The sequence below is a fragment of the Candidatus Krumholzibacteriota bacterium genome (genome assembly GCA_016932415.1).
Lineage (GTDB): Bacteria > Krumholzibacteriota > Krumholzibacteriia > Krumholzibacteriales > Krumholzibacteriaceae > Krumholzibacterium.
Genome location: JAFGCX010000020.1, coordinates 301055 through 319800 on the forward strand (window position 1 = coordinate 301055; position 18746 = coordinate 319800).

Below are 18746 nucleotides of genomic sequence, written 5' to 3' on the forward strand. Positions count from 1 at the left end.
GAAATGAAAATTACAGAAACTGATAAACCCTCATGCGATCCATTAATCATCCTGGTTCATCCTCCCATCTCAAATTCCAGCATCATGTCGATGCCCCCCCTGGGAATAATATCCCTGGGAACATACCTGACTTCCATGGGAGTGCGGGTTCGAATTGTCGATTTGGCAAACTTCTGTCGCCGCGGAAAAGACTGCATCATTCAACCCGATAACATTCCCACGGAGAGACTGGTACAGTATTATATCACCATCCAACCTCCATCAAAGATACGAAAAGAGGTTCAGCGTTTACTGGAACAAATAAATCCCGGCGAGAATGACATTGTCGGCTTCAGCATTCTTACCTTTTCTCAATATGCCACTGCTGTTGTGCTGGCCCGCGCGTTAAAACTCTTTTACCCGAAGGTTAAAATCGTATTTGGCGGCCAATTCATGACATTAATGGGACATTTTTATTTCTATTCCGAGAAAGCCATTGATTACGTTGTAACCGGTTCAGGTGAATTATCGCTGTTGTCATTGTACAGAATGATTCTGAGCGGCAACGATACGACCGGAAGCGAGATAACTCTCGAAGCTCTCGAATTTCCCCTGGGTTTGGATGACTTCAGGATATCATCGGCAAAACAGGAAGATCTGGCAAAAAGAACTCTCGATATACAAAAAACCCTTCTAAGGCACGCTCCATCAAACCTGCTCAAGCGTGATCTGAATTGTATCAAGGCGATACACTCCGGGGAACTACCAGTCTCCGATCTTCCGACTCCAAGTTTCGATCTCTGTGACCTTGAACAGTACAAGCAGAGAATATCGGGATCGATGGAACTTATTCTACCCTACCAGACTCAAAGAGGTTGTTCCAATTCATGCGCATTTTGCACACACCCCCTTACACAGAAACATGAGTTAAAATCGATAAACAAAATCGCATCAGATCTGGCTGAGATCAAGGCTTTAACAGGCGCCCGGCGTTTTTTCTTTTCCGATTCTTCAATCAACTGCACAAGTGATTATTTATTGAAATTATGCTATAATATCAAAGAGTTAGGATTACAATGGGGTGCCTTCACGCGTATCAGCGGTCTTGATGACGAGGTTATACGGGAGATGGCCCTGGCCGGTTGTTGCTTCGTTTTCCTTGGAATTGAGTCAGGCAGCAATCCGGTCCTGAGACGGATGAACAAGCGAATCAAGGCTGAGGACTCGGAACGAGTGCTGAGAACTTGTTCCAGGTATGGCATAGCAACTTTTGCTTCTTTTATTGTGGGATTTCCCGGAGAGCGGGATAGCGATTTAAAAGAGACCCTGGATTTTATAGTCAGAAACAGCCGTTACATCCAGGAAGCAGGAGCTACCGCTTTGATGCTCGATTTGGGATCAGGATTGCACATGAATGCCGAGCGATTTTCGCTCCGTTCCCTTCGTTGCGATCCCACGGCCGTTGTGCGGAAAAGATCCATATTTTCTTACATTACATCAGAAGGTGATTCCTGGCCCAAAATACAAGACCTTATTGACGCAAGGCTGAAACAACTTCAACGCGTTGTCTATCAATATGTCACCCGCAGAAATTACCCTGGAACCATCATGAGGTTCTTACCGTTTGCCTTATACCGCTTTCTATTGAAGTATGAATACGACAGAAAATCATTCCTTGGACAACAGATCTTTATCATCAAGAAGTTAACGACAAAAAGAGAAGAAAGATATTCCTCATTTGCGAGGATTTTCCAGCTACATGACAGGTATTTTACAAGCAAAATTTGTGAATCCGGTGAGGAGGTCAAATAATCAGATTGCAAAAGGCATACCGTCTGCATGGAGCCATGAACAGGCAATACTGGCCGCGGGAACAGCTGGACAAATTTCGTTTCCGACGATTGAAGATGATGCTGGATCACGCTTACAGCCAGTGTCATTACTATCGTACTGCTTACGATCAGGCGGGAATACACCCGGATGACATACGCTGCCTCGATGACCTAGTCCATCTTCCCATAGTCGAAAAAATCGATGTTCAGGAAATGACAGAGAGCTTTATCACTTTCCGGCTGCAAAATTACGTCAGGGAAATAGAGAAAGCTCTGGCGACAGGTGAACATCCTCAAGATATTTACCATCACGGGCTCATTTTTCGCCGGACATCCGGTTCAACAGGTAAACGGCTTATCATATTGATCGATCCGGGTTCCTGGGATGAATTGGAGGCCATCTATGCGAGAAGTCTGTTCGCTACCGGTCATGGAATCAGAGAATTACTCGCGGTAAGCACTCCCTACGCAGTCCCGGCCAAACGGTGGTTTGCCCGAGTCGGCCTTATGAGAAAAACATATGTCCCTCTTTCCCTTCCGGTGGAGAAACAAGCACATATTCTCGCCGGTTTGCCGCTCTGTGATCTGTATTCATATCCCACAAATCTAATGGCTCTGGTTCGCATCGGATGCGGCAAATCATCGGGATTCAATTTTCGCAGGATTATTTGTACGGCGGAAATCCTGACCGAAACGGCCAGGCTTGAGATCGAGAAAGCTTTTCAATGCCCGGTGTTTGATCATTATGGGACAATGGAATTCAATCGAATGGCATGGGAATGTGAACATAAAAGTGGCTTACATGAAGATATAGACAGTGTAATCATGGAAATAGTCCGAGATGGCCGGCCTGCAGATCCAGGTGAAAAAGGAGAAATTGTGGTCACCGGGCTCGTCAACAAAGGGATGCCCCTGATTCGTTACCGGCTTGGTGATATTCTTGTCAAGGGTGAGACGCGGTGTCAATGTGGAAGATCTCTTCCACTGCTGCGGAAAATCGAAGGTCGATCAAATGATTATATCGTGACGAGGGACGGGACGCTCGTCAGTCCTACGGCTTTTGATACCGCTCTTTGCAGCGTTCCGGGCGTTAAACAGTTGAAACTGGTACAGAGGGATGTGGACACTTTCGATCTGCAGTTAATCCCCGGCATTGCCTTCGATATGTCAGCATGTGAAAATAAAGCAAGGAATATCATTTCGAAAATACTGAACAATGCATCATTTGTGATGAACATTAATGTGGTCGAAGTGATTCCACGAAGCCCGGGAGGAAAGCTTCAATCCGTGGTGTCCGACTTGTCCAGGGGAATCACGAAAGACAAAGAGATATCTTCAAGGAATAAATAATGAACCTTAATTTCGCTGCAAATCAATTTCGCAACCATATCATGGAGTCTCTGAGCAGAGTTTTTAATATTCCCGGAACAAGACCTTCACGTTTGACGATGGTCCTGACGGATCGATGCAATCTAAACTGCACTTTCTGCAATTTATGGAAACGCGATTGGCCCCTTTTGTCGACAGATTCCTGGATACGCGTGATCGATCAGCTGCATGAATGGCTCGGACCTCTTCACCTGGTTTTTACCGGCGGTGAACCTATGACGCGAGAGGATTTAACCGAGTTGATTCGTTTCGCGTCGGATAAAGACTGCTGTTGTGAAATTAATTCAAATGGTATTCTAATCAATGATTCCATGGCTGAAACACTGGCTGATTGCGGCCTTCGTGAGGCTAATATCTCCCTCATGACCACGGACAGGGACGTTTCAAATCTGTTGCATGGTAAAGGAGACATCCCGGAAAGAGTGATTGAAGCATTGAAATCATTGCGGAATGCCAGGGGAGGATTGATACAGGTTCGGGTCTTATGCACAATCATGGCTGAGAATCTTGATAATTTACAAGACATCCTTGCTGTCACCGAGGAACTTGATCTGGAAGGCGTGTTATTTCAACCGGTATATCAAAATTTCGGAAACAACCGGCTGGGAAACAAGTGGTTTATGGAGAATCCACACTGGCCCTCTGATAATCAGAAGGTTTTTGAATGCATGGATAAATTGGCAGAACATAAGAAAGCCGGGCGCAGAATTGTAAATCCTCTTGAACAACTGTATCTCATTAAAGACTATTTTTCAGATCCACGGAAATGCAAAAAAGCCTGCGTCGCCTCTGATTCCTCCCTTATTATCGAGTGCGACGGAAATGCCTATTTATGCGTTTTCAAACCTGCCGGACCGCTGGGTAATGTCATGGATGCTCACCCCCGTGAAATATGGAATGGAGAGACGAGCACAAGATTGAGAAATGGGATCCGTGGCTGTAAAGCAGGCTGCGCGTTGATGAATATGAATTATTCTATCCCAATGGTTGATAAAATAAGGAAATACTTTAACATGTACGGACATTTAAACTTTTAACCGTCCTGATTGATGGAGCAGAGATAAATATGTTGAGATTCAATAAACCGGGATATGTCAGATTCAAATGTGATTTTCCAGATGGAGATAATCGATGAGTTCATCAGGTCATTCTGTTGAATCACCTCGCATGTGCCCTGATTGCGCAAAAATATCCCTGGATGTCGTCATACCCACGCGGAATCGGGCCCGCAGGCTGGGGAACTGCCTGGAAACGCTCGCGCGCCAGAATTGCGGACCAAACATGGTTTACATAGTCAATAATGGCTCGACTGATGATACTTCAGAAGTCATCCGTTCCTTTTCAGTAAGATTGCAAATCCGGGAAGTGTTTCTTCCAACTCCCGGTGAAGGCCTGGCGAGACAGACCGGATATGGAAACGCAAAATCAGCGCTGGTCGCTTTCACTGATGATGATTGTCTCGCGGGCGAAAACTGGTGCCATATGATTCGTAGAACTCATATGGATAAACCGGAAGCGGCAATAGTACAGGGACGATCGATTAATGACGATCCCTCCAACAAGTTCGGGATCGCAATGCAGCACCGTTTCGATATAGCTACCTGGGACAGCAGGCCGGGATATCGCAGTCGCTGGAGCATCGAGAATATTGACGGTAAATTAGACCGTTCCGTAAATGTTTCGCTTGGACCTGAAGCTGTTGACACGAAAAACATGTCTCTGCGAAGAGCCATTGTCTCTGACATAGAACCGGTATTTGATATCTCTCTTCCCACCCTGTCCGATCAGAGCCTCGGAACTCGAGTAAAACAAAAAGACCTGGATATCGTATTCGAACCTGATATGTTCGTAAGGCACCAGTACAGGCGGGGTTGGATGATGTTGTGGCGGACCTACAGCCTTTATGGAAGATGTCTCGCCATGATTCACCATAACCACGGATGTAAACATATCACTGTACCTGTTGATTTGAAATCATCGTTACTGTTTTTATTGGAATGGAGCCTTGGTCCTGCAAGGATCTCCATGAGAGCGGGGCCAGGCAGGTTTCTCTGGCAATGGCCATACCAGATTGCAATGGAATCCGCTTTCAAGTTCGGCATCCTTCATGAAAAGTTCTTTAACAGGACAAAATCAGAGTCGAACAGCCAGGGAGCATCATTAGAGTGATAATATAATTATTGGCTGAATAACTATAAATTTCGCCGAGCGTACCGTACTTAACTTGCAAAGAAGATCCAACATGAACATACTGCTTATCAATCCTCCATACGCGTACATAGACACAAAGAAACGTGATCAGGGACTGGGCCCCCCCCACGGCCTCGGTTACCTTGCCGCAAACCTGCAAAAATATGGACATGAAGTCGTCATCCTTGACGGAGCTCTTGCAAACTATAGCTGGAAACGGCTGGAAGCTGAAATGAAAAAACACAATCCCGATATCGTGGGGATTTCGTTTATCACAAAGAATCGTTTCCCCGCTTTCAAGGTGATTAAAATTGCCCGGAATATGTTTCCCGATTGCATGATAGTGGCGGGAGGCCCGCACCCTTCACTAGCTGTTCAGGATACACTCGAACATATTGAAGAACTTGATGTAATCGTGATTGGTGAAGGCGAACAGACCATAGTGGAGTTGGCGCAGGTACGACAGGGTAAAAGAACTCTCAGTGACGTGAGCGGTATCGCATACCTGGAAAAAGGCGAAACCGTGATGACTGACAGAAGAGAAAGATTAAACCTAGACGATCTGCCTTTCCCCGCTCGTGAACTATATTATCACAATAATTTCATGGAAAGAATTTCCCCCAGGCAAAAGGTACCCTTGGGATTTATAGTCAGTAGCCGTGGATGTCCGGGTAACTGTTCTTTTTGTTCTTCAGTGCGAGTCTGGGGTAAATGGAAGGCTCGCACCCCGGGAAATGTCATGAAAGAGATCGAATTATTGTATAACAGCTATGGAAAGAGAGTGATTTGGTTTGTCGACAATAATTTCACAGCTGATATGGACCGGGTTGAGGAAATTTGCGACAGGTTGATTCATGCCCGCATGAATCTGGAATGGATCTGTTACTGCCGTACGGACGGTATAACATTTTCCCTGCTGGAAAAGATGAAGAAATCCGGCTGTCGCGAAGTGATTTTCGGGTTGGAATCGGGTTCTCAGCGGATCCTCGACGAAGTAATCGCCAAGGGCACGACGCTGGAACAGAACGAAAAAGTGCTGCAATGGTGTGACCAATTAGAGATTCTTAAAATGATGGATTTTATAATCAGTCATCCTTCCGAAACAGTTGAGGACCTCGAAAAGACAATGCTATTGATTCGCAAATATGGTCGCAAAAACGCCGTTGTTGCGTGGACAACCATGCACCCGTATCCAGGAACGAAGATTTATAAAATGGCGATCGAGAATGGCCTTCTTCCACCCGATTTTTCATGGGCCGATGAAAGGTTCCGGGGATACCAGACTCTGAGTGCTGTACATGGCGATGTTCCGATTTTCGTTGATAAGCTGAGCTGGTTCGATTTCTCCAAGGTACTCGTCGAACTGTCCGCTTACGAGGATTATTCCCTTTGGAGCAAGATGGGGAAAGCAATTAAGGATATACATTCTTTCAGCGATTTAAAGAAATACGGCGTTCTCGGTTTCGAGTTATTCAAACAAAAAATTTCGGGAAATCTTGATTGGGATAAGGAATATTGATGGACCATCAGGGCAATGTACGAACAAAACAAAACAGCCTGCTCTGGTTTTTGGAGCGAATTTCCTATTTTCCCAATTTTACTATTCTGGTATTTGCACATATCCTGAAATACAGGATAATTCCCAAACCATATTTCCTGGATCTTGAAATCACCAATAAATGCAATTTCAACTGCAAAGACTGTTCCTCCCATTTCATGGAGAAAAAAGGCGAGGAACTATCTACTGAAGAAATCTTTGCCGTAATTGAAGACGCGTGGAAACTTGGCGCGAGGCATCTGAATTTTTCTGGCGGTGAACCTTTTATGCGTCCCGATCTGTTTGAAATAGCTCGAAGAGCCCGCGATATTGGCTTCATGCTGACAGTAAATACAAACGGTTCCCTTATTGAAGAAAAGAGTATTAAACTGATTTCCACTTTATTCGACGGAGTGATCCTGTCGATTGATACACTAGATCCGGAACTGCATTCGCGAATCAGGCCTGGACCATTAAATGTTCAAGGATTTATCAGGAAATGTGAACAATTGCGGAAAGCCGGAATCCGCGTAAGGATTTCTACCGTGCTCAGGCGGGAAAACATCAATGATCTGGATCATGTTCTGACATATTTTCACTCAATTGGAATACAGGTCGATCTTCAGCCATTGAATTACTGTGACGATAGAGGAACATCGGTTGGAAGAGGACCCCTGCCTGGTTTCGATAAAAATCATATTTTCAAAGATTGGGAGACGATAAGAAAAAAACACCTTCCGAATACCGAATATTACAGGTATATACCTGAGTTCTTGACAGAACCTGCATCCGCGGCAAAACGTTTCATCTGTTTCTGGGGAAGCTGGGACCTGTCCGTGCGCTCTAATGGTGATGTGACATGCCCCGCTGGGCGATGTCACGCCGGGAACACGCGAATGACTCCACTTATTGATATATGGAAGGAAATGCGAGATTTTCGTAATAATATCACCCACTCCGGACGTCCGTGCGTCTGCTGGTTCCAATGCACTTCCTCGCGATATATTCCAATGACTAATCTTATGCTTGGCAAGTTTAATAATTTGTTTGTAAAGGCACCATTATGAACAGATCAAGACATGTACTGGTCACCGGCGGAGCCGGGTCAATCGGATCACGTCTGGTAAGGAGACTCGTATCTGAAGGTCATCACGTATCAGTTGTCGACGACCTTTCAGGCGGACATATTGAAAATATCGACGAATCATCTCTTATCGATTTTTATAAAAATGACATCAATGACGAGGAACTTCTGCGGATGATTTTCCAAAAGAATATCGATTCGGTCTTCCACCTTGCGAGCTGTTTCGCGAATCAAATGTCGATAGAATATCCAGAGATCGATCTTAAAACCAGCCTGCTGGGGACAATAAAGCTCCTCAATCACGCAAAGGCGAACAATGTCAGGCGATTTCTGTTCGCGTCTACCGCAAGCGTGTATAAACCCTCCATGGGATTGTTGAAAGAAAATTCTACTCTTCACTTTGAAACCCCTTATGCCTTGAACAAGTATCTGGCGGAAGAGTATATCAGGTATTATTCGAACTCTTTCGGTCTGTGTTCCACGGTTCTAAGATATTTCAATTCTTATGGACCTGGTGAGTTTCCCGGCATCTACCGCAATGTCATACCGAATTTCATTTATCTGGCTCTGAACAAAAAAGCTCTCACTGTATTCGGGACGGGCAATGAAAGTCGAAGCTTCTGCTACGTGGATGACATAGTCAACGGAACTCTCGCGGCATGGCGATCTGACGACGCTTTTAACCAGGTTATCAATATTGGCGCCCATAATGAAATGAAGATCATCGATCTTGCCAGCTCTATCAATAAACTGTGTGATAATGAAGGAAATATCGAATTTTCACCATTGAGGAAATGGGACAAAACCATGAAACGAATTCCAGATTTGACAAAAGCCATGAAGCTTCTGGACTACAATCCATCAGTCGAATTCATGGATGGATTGAAGAATACGACGCAATGGTTTCGTACCGGAAATATACACAGGAGAATATTTTAGATTTGAACAAAGAACGCGCGTTTAGTATTGACAAGGATATTCCTTCACCGGCAATAGAGACCGCTATTTCACAATTACTCGGTAATGAAAACCTTGATCCCCCCTGGCCAGGAATCCTTCAGACCGGTATGAGGGGGGCATATTATATTGCCAGTTCTCAAATTGAACATGATTTCAGACGTAAGATCACAAAACATGATTTTAATGATACTGAATCAACATTTGATGTTTATGAAGTTCACAAGCGTTTTGTGACCATTTTGTGGCGGGAAATAGATTTGTTCATGTGGTCAGCGATTCAGAACTTCGACCGCGGGGGGAACAGTTTATTCGTATTATGGACGCTCATAAGATGCCTGCAGGGAACACTATGGATAACGGCGATCCTCCAGGGACGTTTTATATTTCCGGAAGACCCGGACGCATGGATTGCTTCTCTTTCATCGGAATTCAAAGAACCAATCGAGCTCTGGAAGCGTGGTTTCTCCGCTCAGTCAATCACCACCTACATATATTTTGGATTGAAAGCATGCAGCGTATTGCGAGACCGTATAATGGAATATTATTCGATCGAATTACCGAATAATCTTTCCGGTGATGCGTTGAAATTGTGGCCGGCAATCAATAGAGTTCCCAACAATCTGAATATTGCGAAACACTGGCGTACTATTATTGATCCTGTTATCAGGGCTTGCCAGAAACAACGTGACTTCGCAGCTGCTCTCGTGTACGGTTCAGCCGGCCGTGGCTTCGCTGACCGGTTTACAAAAGATATCGATATCGTTTGCATGTTCCATGATGATGTTCTTACTGAGGAACAGCAAAATATCTTTATAAATAATCTTGGCGGGGGTCGCCTTTTAAATGACGGTTTCATCAATGTTAAACTCAAGGGAGTCGACGTTGTAATGCTGCAGAGCGTTGTTGAACTCTCGGAGATATTCTTTGGATCAAAACTTGGAATTGAAACGATATTTATCCCTAACAGGCTTCATTTTCCTCCCCCGAATGAAACATACGGATGCTCGGTAGCTTCTGATCCGGAAGGAATATTGAGCCGCAGAATCCAGCGTATGAAAGACGCGGAAACCCAGATGGAAATGACTACATGGGCAAGAAATGAGCCCCAAATCGATTCCCTGCTCCCGATAGTGGTAATATCCCGGGAAAAAGGCAAACAATTCGAATATTTACTCCACGTAATCGAACTTGACAGGTATCTCTTGGAATTGCTGTCATCCAGAAACGGTGCTTATCACAGGAGTGACTTTTTGAAATGGAGCGATTATTATATCAATAATTACGCACTTAAACCTGAATCATGCCTTGAAACGTTGAAAACGTCACTTTTCAAATTATCAGATACCAGGGAATCTTTCAGCGAGTTTGTAACCCTTGTTTCTAATATTCACGCCCTCGGTAGACAGGGTAGATAAAAGGATCTGTCGTGAAAATCGCAATGGTTATACCGGAAACAGAGAAAAGCGGGATAATAGATTATTCGAATTTCCTTGCGTCGGCTTTATCCATATCCCACGAAGTAGAGATGATCGGGATCGACCCAAAAAAATGTTCTGAAAGAGGTTTGGATTATTTAAAAAGCAAAGCGATGAAATGCGGCCATTCTGATATATGCCATGTGCAGCACGCATACCCTGTTTTCGGCAATTTTCTTACTCTTGGTAAAAATGGATTCGAACAATTCGTCAATACCGCGAAAATTCCGGTGATCCTGACATTGCACGAACGTTACCTTTCTCCACGATGGAACTTGCTTTCTTCTTTCCCGGGAAGGTTACTCCGCCGCGGAACCTCGCTGATTTGCCTTAAACGGCTGGCAAGGAGCGTGAAAAGGATCATCTCGCATGTTCCATTGAATGAAATAACCAGATCGAGAGAGATCCTTGATAAAATTGACGTCATCCCCCACCCCATACCACTCAATCGCGACAGCCAAATATCGTCCGAGGAATGCAAGAAACAGTTTGGACTTGAAAACAAGATAGTACTCACAATATTCGGTTTTACCTATTCGCGTAAAAATTATGATCTTGCCGTAAAGGCAATGAAATTTCTGGGACAGGATTACCACCTTCTTATCGCCGGCGAATCTTACAGTAATATGGCTTCGGACTGCTGGTCCCCGAAAGATACAGAAGCCCGAAATCTGGCGCTGGAGGGCCGTATTTCAGTAACTGGATACCTTGATGATAATGATGTAGAAAAAGCTTTGATGGCGTCTGATGTCGTTCTGGCCCTCTATGACCAGGCGGACGGCAGCGGCTCACTGAGTTTCGCCATCGCGTACCGGAGGCCGATCGTTTCCATATCAACATATATGACCAGAGCCATCGTTGATGAGAGTCCATGCCTTCGACTAGTAAAAGACCGGAATCCCGAGACAGTTGCTGCCGCCATACAAGAAATAACAGGGAACGAACGCATAAAAGATCAACTCTCCTCGGCCGCCGGCCAATATGCTTCAAACCATACATTCGAGCAAATGGCAAAGCAGTTAGACACAATATATTCCAAAATGCGGAAGGAATAACATGGCTAAATCAATCGCAAAACGGCATGAAGGTGGAGATACGGCATGAGAATATTGCACGTCCTTCATCAGTATCCGCCTTACAAGATAGGCGGAGTATGCACGTATGTTCCAAATATCATACAGGCCCTGCGCCCGAGTTTCGATCTCGCAGTATTCTGCCGCGAAGGCACTTCTAAACGCGGAACAAAATTAACCGGCGAAATTTACCAGAATATCCCTGTTCACAGGTATTACGGGACTCCCTATACCGATTTTGAACAGACATATAGAGACCCCTGTGCAGACGACGTATTTATTCGTTTCCTGGATTATTGGAAACCGGACATCGTCCATTTTCACCACCTCATCGGATTATCGCTTTCATTCATCGAGATTGTAAAAAAACGTAATATAGCCTGTTTACATTCATTGCACGACTATTGGCCCATCTGCCCAAGATTGAAAATGATCAAGAACGATTTCAAGCTGTGCGCTCCGGATCAATCACCTGCAGAGTGCAGTGATTGTTACAGTCTGGATCCCAGCAGTCATTATTTCTTTCCGCATAAAATTTCCGATTTATTTACCAATCCAGCAATTCGGCAATTGGTTTACAGAATATCCCTCTTTCTCCCAAAATCCCTTAATGCAAGAATTCACGATCCTCATACGTCTATCCATATAACTTCTGGGGATATTTCCAGAAGAAAGGCTTACGCTTTTAAAATGATGCTGAGCTGCGATCTGTTGACTTCGCCATCGCATGCAACGAAACGTATTTATGCGCAATGGGGTATCCCATCAAATAATATCATTGTAAGAAGATGGGGACTCGATCTGTCTCAATTCAAGGTTGGATCCAGGACACCTGTTCAACGCCCCGTACGTTTCACTTATCTCGGCATGCTTTTACCAAGTAAAGGCGTGTCGGATATCATCACAGCCTTCAAAAACATAAATAATTCCCAGGCATCCCTTTCCATTTGGGGAACGGGTGATCCTGGGTTCGAAATGGAATTGAAGGATTTATCGTCGGCCAATGATAACATTGCATTCAAGGGAATGTACAAGCCTGAACGAGTTTTTCGTATACTTAAAGACACCGATGTTTTGATATTTTCATCCATATGGCATGAAACACTCGGGTGGGTCATACTGGAAGCTCTTGCGTCAGGAGTCCCTGTAGTCGCTTCTGATACAGGCGCCGTAAAAGAAAATGTCATACACGATGTGAACGGACTGATTTATGAACCTGGCAACATTGATATGCTGCGTGACTGCCTTTCATTGTTGTATAATAATCCTGAATATATAGACAGATTAAGGAATAATTCCTCTTTACCGCGATCCATCGATGAAGACGCCAATGAATTGGCTGATTTGTACAGGACGCTCGTAATTCAAACATGAATATGAAAATACTTGTAATTGCTTTCGAATTCCCGCCCCTCGGTGGAGGCAGCGTTCAACGCTCCGTCAAAATGGTCAAATACCTTTCGAGTTTCGGACATGAAGTCCGTGTCCTGACCGTTCGCGATGAAGATTACGCAAACTGGTTTGATCAAAAATATGATCCGACTTTATTAAACGAAGTGCCCTCTGGTGTGGTGATACATCGTGTTTCAAGCGGATTTCCAGCGTGGTACTGGGATATCATTGATAAACCGTTTTCCCATGGTTTGATACGATTGTTTTCTTTCGGTGATCCGGTTGTCCGATTCTGGAAACCCGGATTCGAGCATGCTTTCGCACAAATAATCGATAGAGAACGCTGGCGTCCCGATGTAGTGTGGTGTACTTCCCCACCGTACGGAGCGTGTGTTCTCGCTTCACGGGAATGCAATAAAAGGGGTATCCCGCTTGTCAACGACTTTCAGGATCCCTGGACTCTGTGGTCTCACTCCGCTTTTCCTTCTTACTTTCATTACCGTTTTATCAGGAAACAGGAACTTGAAGCGATCCGGTATTGTAAATATTTCATATTGACTACTGAGCAGAGCCGTATCGATTATATAAGGGAATATCCATTCCTGAACGTCGACAAGATACGCGTGATTCATAATGGTTATGATGACGAAGATTTCAAGAACCAATCCTTTCACAGGAATATAAATGATGATACAATTCGAATCACTCATATCGGACATTTCTATTACATCCCATCCGAACGTGAATTGATGCTTAGAGTCTGGTGGAAGCGCCTGCCTCACCAATGGATCCGTTATCGAAAACGGGTTGAGGACTGGTTGTACCGGTCTCCATATTTTTTCCTCCTCGGATTGCGCCGTTTCCGCGATAAATGGCCTTCTGAAGTTAATAATCTGCGTGTTCGTTTCGTCGGAAAACCGCCGTATTGGCTTGATAACATGCTGACTGAAACCGGAACAAAAGAAATTGTTGAAATCATCCCTTATGTCTCTCATGAAGAATGTTTAAAGATCGAAGCTGAAAGTGACGCTTTCCTACTTACCAGTGCGAAGGTCTCTGGGGGGCTTGATTACACTATAGGCGGTAAATTTTTTGAATATTTATACTGGGATCGCCCTATTCTTGGAGTTCTGACCGATGGTTCCATGAAAACTCTCCTTGAACAATCAGGACTCGGCATATTTGCAGATCCTGACGATCATGAGTCAGTCTCCAACGCAATAAAAACAATTATGAATATAAAGTATTCCGATAACTATCCGCATCGTGCGGCAGGATTCCTTGAGAGGTTTTCCCGAATGCGTCTGGCCAGAATTCTGGAAAAACTGTTGCTGGAAGCATCTGGTCTGGATTGAGGTTGCCAATGAGCAGTCAAACCCCACTTGGTTATTTTCTCGCGCATACATGCTATTCCATGCCCGTGGAAATCAAGAAATTAAGAAATATTTATTCTACTTTGCAGAGATATCGTGCGTCGAATAACCTGGGTTTTGACTCAATGAAGATTCTGGAATTCGGATGTGGTTCGGGAGGAATAACCCTGCCGCTGGCATCTCTTGGATGCCAGGTCAAAGCGATTGACATAAGCAGTTATGCTCTTGATCTTATCAATAATAATATGGATGGGTATTCCTTCGATAATTTGTCCGTTATCCAGGCTGATGCCTGCGTCTTTAATGATCGGATAAAATACGACGTCGTCGTCGCATCAGAAGTCTTCGAACATGTCGACGATCCTGAAGCCCTCACTCGTAGTATTGTGGCGAGGATGAATGATCGTTCAATACTTATCGTGACCATTCCGAATGGTTATGGTATCAAGGAATTCAAAACACGGATAAGTCCTCATACTGTTTTATTGAAATGGCACTCAAACTATTATTTTCGGAAATGGAAGTGGCTGCGCAAAGTCATGAATAAAGAACAATGCGAGCAGGGGATAGGCTCGGTTCATTGTCAATATTTTACAATGCGCGGGTTTCTCCAGATAATGGAGACTTGCAACCTGCACCTGATCGAATACGCCAAAATGGACTCACTGCTTACAGTCCTTGGCCCTGTATACAGGAAATCAGCGTTTCTCGGTAACCTCGACATAAAGATGGCCGATGCCCTTCCCTCCTGGCTGGCGAGTGGATGGTATTTTGTCTTTTCACTCAATTATAAAATGACAGATATGGATGAATCTCGATGAAACCAAAAGTTGTTCTTATACGCCCCATGAATCCACTTAGCCGTTACACATATCCACGGAACAGCATATTCCCTCCCATGGCGTTGTTATGTCTTGGTTCCGCGTTGAATGATATTTGCGATTTGAGGATTATCGACTGTTTGATGGAGAGGGATTACAAAAAACTGATATTATCAGAATGTATAAACGCAAGCCTTGTGGGAATTACCGCAATGACTTCGGAAGTTCCCAGCGGAATCGATATCTCCGATATGATCAAGGCAGAATATCCCGATATGCCCGTGGTATGGGGAGGAATTCATCCCACATTTTATCCAAAACAGACCTGCGAAGATGACTCAATAGATTTTGTTATTGTTGAAGAGGGTGAACACGCGCTACGCGGCCTTTTAACGGCAATTCATGAAAAACAGCCATTTAATAATATTAACGGATTATTGTATAAATCAGGCGGGGAAGTTATTCGTAATAATTCTGATGAATACATGAATCTGGATAACTCGACCCCGGTGAACTATGATCTTGTCGACATTCGTCAATACACAAAAAAAACACTTCTTAGTGGTATGGAACAAAGCTGGCTCCCCTACCAGTCTTCCCGGGGTTGCCCCTACCGTTGCGTATTCTGCCATAATTCTATTTTGCAAAGAGGGTATCGGAAGAAAAACGCGGACAAAGTCGTGGAAGAATTGGAAAATATGATTCAAAACTATAATCTTAAATCCTTTTCTTTTATGGATGATAATTTCTTTGTTGATCCAGTTCGCGTTGAAGCGATTTGCCGGAATATGGTCCGCCGTAATTTTGTAGTAAAATGGTCTGCTGAATGCAGGGCTAACTATTTTGGGAATATTCTTGATGACAGCTTGTTGATCCTGTTGCGTAAAGCAGGATGGGCTTCCACAACAATCGGAGCAGAATCAGGATCGCAGAGAATCCTTGAATTATTGAAAAAGGACATTCTTGTTGGCGACATTTTGAAAGCGGCAGAAATGTGTCACAAATATTCGATTATCCCCAATTTTTCATTCATTACGGGTATTCCGGGGGAAACTCGCGAAGATACTCGTCTTACGATGGAAGTCATAAAGAGGGTCAAGGAAATATGCCCCCGGGCGTTCATCTCAATAACAAACTATTTTTTGGTACCCGGATGTGAATTGTATGAAACACTTGTCGAAAGAAAAGAGATCACAGCTCCCGAATCCTTGCGTGACTGGAAAAGCGAGGAATACCAGCGAATGTTCCTGGAAGGATACACAAGTGATAAGTACAGAATGAATGTGGCGTTTTATCACAATCTTGGAAGCGTGTACAACGGGAATGAAATACGCAAGGCATTATTTAAATTCAAGATATGGACATTTCCATATTTGTTTTTCGTGATTATAGCCAAGCTAAGATTGAAATATTCCATCTATTCTTTTTCAATAGATATACGCTTATTTCGAATATTTTCCACTCTATTCCACAAAGCCAGAAATATTATATAATTACAGACTGGCGTTTTTATTGCGAATATCCCTGATTATTCTTCGTCACGCTTGCCATGATCATCAAACGTCGCTTCTTCATCATCGAATGATTTTGTCGTAGCGGCAATATTCCAGATACTATGGTCACGATGTAATAAATAATCAATAACACCCGCGAGTCTTGCTATAATTTCAAGAGTGGCAATCCCGCAGAACACGCAAAGGTGCTTCATAATACCGGATCTCCAGGATGCTTTCAATATTCTTTTCAGTGATATCGTCGAAACAGAGTACCTGCATTCATGTTTCAATTTGAAATGCCCGCAAAATATTCGTCTTCTCTGTTTTATAAAATCAGATACTTTCTTGGGACCGTAATTATATACTATCGCTTTGGGTGCATATTCGACTTTATACCCATTATCTTTAACCGTGCATTCAATCAAAGCTTCGTCGACAGAGGTTTTCACGTCCAACCCTTTTACGATTGATGCTCTCCAGGACACTATTTCGCCCATTTTAGGATTAATAAGACATACCTGGTGATGAAGCTGCCATAGCCAGAAAGAAACCTTGCCCATGAATTCTTTATAATCGTTAAGGGGAATCGATCTTCCGCCAGTCATGCCAATTTCAGGATTCGAGAATGGTGCAATCAATTCTAAAAGGGAATCCGGATCGAGCAATGTATCACCATTGTTCATTACAAGGTATTCTCCACTGGCGCGTATAACAAATTGATTTATATCGTACGCTTTTCCCCTCCTGCCCTGAGTGACATGTAGTGTAATTCTGTTGTCAATATCGACATATTTACCAACTATCGCATTTGTTTCATCGTCACTGCCACCGGTGAATACGAGTACCTCTTTTACAATGGTATTGAATCCCCTTTGTTTGACGAGAGAATCCAGCATTCTTTTAATGAATATTTCTTCGTTGTACGCGAATACCCCTATACTGACCAAACCATTAAACTGCCGCATATCAATAGACATAAAATCACCGACGCATCAAATAATATAATGTTTTAATAACAACTTTAGAATATTGAACCGGATCACACAGCAGGTTTGAATAAAACACGTTCACAAGAGGGCATGCGCAATCTTTACGCAAATATGATCTTTGCTTCATTCTGGCCGCTTCAGAATTCCACAATTTATTAAAATCATAGTCATGATCTGCTATATTTGCCATTTTATCACCTTGTATACAGCAATTCCATACATCTCCGTTCGGACAAATTTGCACGGACGCCCTTCCCGCAAGACATCTGTTATTCATATTTTCAGAATCTAACCATCGGTTTAAATGCTTATAATATTCTTCTCGAACTACAGAACGGAACATGAGAAGCATATTTTTTCCATCGCGATCATACTCAGGTTTTATGCGACTTATTATCTCCTTCAAGGAGTAATTATCCGGAAGCAGGGAAGTCCCCAGAGTGTCCAACTCTTTCCTTTTTTCAGCGATCTCAAATATGTGACCATCGATTTTTAATTGAGCTATCTGTTGTATCAATTGCTCCAAATATTTTATGTTATATTTTGATATCACTGAATGCACGGAAGTCTTCAACCATGGGTATTTCAACTCCTGCAATCGCCTGATTGTTTCCAGTGCCAGCACGTACGCGTCTGGACGCCCCCTGATATCGTCGTTTAATTCTTCCAAACCATCTATGGAAACATTAACCATCATTTGAGATGCAGACGATCTGAAATATTTATTGCATTTCTCGACGCATAAGACAATTTTTTCAGGTAAGAGGCCGTTGGTAGGCATATTTATAACGGAAGCTTTGCATCTTTTTACCGATGCTCCTATCAATTCACTTAAATCTTCATAAAGGGATGGCTCTCCCCCACTGAACGTTATCCAGCGGGCGGATTCACCGATTGAGTTGATTATCTTCAACCATTCATCAATATCAAGTTCTCGATCAGAATCCTTTGCCCATATGTTACAGGTCTTGCATCTGGAATTACATCGGTTCGTTACCGACAATGTGTAATTAAAAGGCATTGGCGAATCGAGTTTCAAAACGGAATTGGACCAATGAAGCGATGCACTTTTCAACAGCTTGATTATTTCACCCGTTTGTACCATTATTATGACTGATAATGCTCAATTACCGTCGTACCACCTGTTCTTCCATGT

The 18746-nt window shown here is 43.6% G+C and carries 15 protein-coding genes; 13 read left to right on the top strand and 2 right to left on the bottom strand.

Annotated elements, in window-relative coordinates; translation table 11 throughout:
• Positions 1–3: 3 nt before the first annotated feature.
• From JW814_08495 to JW814_08555, 13 genes are all read left to right on the top strand, one after another.
• Positions 4–1791: a radical SAM protein gene (locus tag JW814_08495; protein MBN2071481.1), complete on the top strand. Its 1788-nt coding sequence runs from the start codon at positions 4–6 to the stop codon at positions 1789–1791.
• A gap of 5 nt (positions 1792–1796) precedes the next feature.
• Complete coding sequence (locus JW814_08500) at positions 1797–3161, top strand: phenylacetate--CoA ligase family protein (protein ID MBN2071482.1); 1365 nt, start codon at positions 1797–1799, stop codon at positions 3159–3161.
• Positions 3161–4237: a radical SAM protein gene (locus JW814_08505; protein MBN2071483.1), complete on the top strand. Its 1077-nt coding sequence runs from the start codon at positions 3161–3163 to the stop codon at positions 4235–4237. The genes JW814_08500 and JW814_08505 overlap by 1 nt, the downstream gene beginning before the upstream one ends.
• 94 nt (positions 4238–4331) lie before the next feature.
• On the top strand, positions 4332–5369 hold the full coding sequence (locus JW814_08510; GenBank protein ID MBN2071484.1) for a glycosyltransferase: 1038 nt from the start codon (positions 4332–4334) through the stop codon (positions 5367–5369).
• A gap of 73 nt (positions 5370–5442) precedes the next feature.
• Complete coding sequence (locus tag JW814_08515; GenBank protein ID MBN2071485.1) at positions 5443–6909, top strand: cobalamin-dependent protein; 1467 nt, start codon at positions 5443–5445, stop codon at positions 6907–6909.
• Positions 6909–7994 carry a radical SAM protein gene (locus JW814_08520; GenBank protein ID MBN2071486.1) on the top strand — a complete coding sequence of 362 codons (1086 nt, stop codon included), beginning with the start codon at positions 6909–6911 and terminating at the stop codon, positions 7992–7994. Before JW814_08515 ends, JW814_08520 begins: the two co-directional genes overlap by 1 nt.
• Entirely contained in the window at positions 7991–8950 is a 960-nt protein-coding gene (locus JW814_08525) for an NAD-dependent epimerase/dehydratase family protein (protein ID MBN2071487.1), read from the top strand. The genes JW814_08520 and JW814_08525 overlap by 4 nt, the downstream gene beginning before the upstream one ends.
• Positions 8951–8952: 2 nt before the next feature.
• A complete protein-coding gene (locus tag JW814_08530) occupies positions 8953–10386 on the top strand; it encodes a hypothetical protein (GenBank protein ID MBN2071488.1) in 1434 nt (477 codons plus the stop codon).
• Positions 10387–10397: 11 nt separating this feature from the next.
• The gene (locus JW814_08535) at positions 10398–11501 is read left to right on the top strand and encodes a glycosyltransferase (GenBank protein MBN2071489.1); all 1104 of its coding nucleotides are present in this window, start codon (positions 10398–10400) and stop codon (positions 11499–11501) included.
• A 45-nt stretch (positions 11502–11546) separates the two neighbouring features.
• Entirely contained in the window at positions 11547–12893 is a 1347-nt protein-coding gene (locus JW814_08540; GenBank protein MBN2071490.1) for a glycosyltransferase, read from the top strand.
• On the top strand, positions 12890–14266 hold the full coding sequence (locus JW814_08545; GenBank protein ID MBN2071491.1) for a glycosyltransferase: 1377 nt from the start codon (positions 12890–12892) through the stop codon (positions 14264–14266). Before JW814_08540 ends, JW814_08545 begins: the two co-directional genes overlap by 4 nt.
• A gap of 143 nt (positions 14267–14409) precedes the next feature.
• Complete coding sequence (locus tag JW814_08550; protein ID MBN2071492.1) at positions 14410–15105, top strand: class I SAM-dependent methyltransferase; 696 nt, start codon at positions 14410–14412, stop codon at positions 15103–15105.
• Positions 15102–16598 carry a B12-binding domain-containing radical SAM protein gene (locus tag JW814_08555; GenBank protein MBN2071493.1) on the top strand — a complete coding sequence of 499 codons (1497 nt, stop codon included), beginning with the start codon at positions 15102–15104 and terminating at the stop codon, positions 16596–16598. Before JW814_08550 ends, JW814_08555 begins: the two co-directional genes overlap by 4 nt.
• Positions 16599–16633: 35 nt before the next feature.
• On the opposite strand, the gene JW814_08560 is transcribed toward JW814_08555, so the two are convergent.
• Together JW814_08560 and JW814_08565 are read right to left on the bottom strand one after the other, a co-directional pair.
• On the bottom strand, positions 16634–17578 hold the full coding sequence (locus JW814_08560; GenBank protein ID MBN2071494.1) for a glycosyltransferase: 945 nt from the start codon (positions 17576–17578) through the stop codon (positions 16634–16636).
• 4 nt (positions 17579–17582) lie between these two features.
• Positions 17583–18665 (bottom strand): radical SAM protein, encoded by a 1083-nt coding sequence (locus JW814_08565; protein MBN2071495.1) that lies wholly within the window; start codon positions 18663–18665, stop codon positions 17583–17585.
• Positions 18666–18746: the final 81 nt, after the last annotated feature.

What these genes read in the sequence shown, in the direction of transcription:
- JW814_08545 (MBN2071491.1), top strand. Translation starts at nt 12,890, where the DNA reads ATGAATATGAAAATACTTGTAATTGCTTTCGAATTCCCGCCCCTCGGT.
- JW814_08520 (MBN2071486.1), top strand. Translation starts at nt 6,909, where the DNA reads ATGGACCATCAGGGCAATGTACGAACAAAACAAAACAGCCTGCTCTGG.
- JW814_08540 (MBN2071490.1), top strand. Translation starts at nt 11,547, where the DNA reads ATGAGAATATTGCACGTCCTTCATCAGTATCCGCCTTACAAGATAGGC.
- JW814_08555 (MBN2071493.1), top strand. Translation starts at nt 15,102, where the DNA reads ATGAAACCAAAAGTTGTTCTTATACGCCCCATGAATCCACTTAGCCGT.
- JW814_08560 (MBN2071494.1), bottom strand. Translation starts at nt 17,578, where the DNA reads ATGTCTATTGATATGCGGCAGTTTAATGGTTTGGTCAGTATAGGGGTA.
- JW814_08515 (MBN2071485.1), top strand. Translation starts at nt 5,443, where the DNA reads ATGAACATACTGCTTATCAATCCTCCATACGCGTACATAGACACAAAG.
- JW814_08495 (MBN2071481.1), top strand. Translation starts at nt 4, where the DNA reads ATGAAAATTACAGAAACTGATAAACCCTCATGCGATCCATTAATCATC.
- JW814_08510 (MBN2071484.1), top strand. Translation starts at nt 4,332, where the DNA reads ATGAGTTCATCAGGTCATTCTGTTGAATCACCTCGCATGTGCCCTGAT.
- JW814_08525 (MBN2071487.1), top strand. Translation starts at nt 7,991, where the DNA reads ATGAACAGATCAAGACATGTACTGGTCACCGGCGGAGCCGGGTCAATC.
- JW814_08505 (MBN2071483.1), top strand. Translation starts at nt 3,161, where the DNA reads ATGAACCTTAATTTCGCTGCAAATCAATTTCGCAACCATATCATGGAG.
- JW814_08550 (MBN2071492.1), top strand. Translation starts at nt 14,410, where the DNA reads ATGAAGATTCTGGAATTCGGATGTGGTTCGGGAGGAATAACCCTGCCG.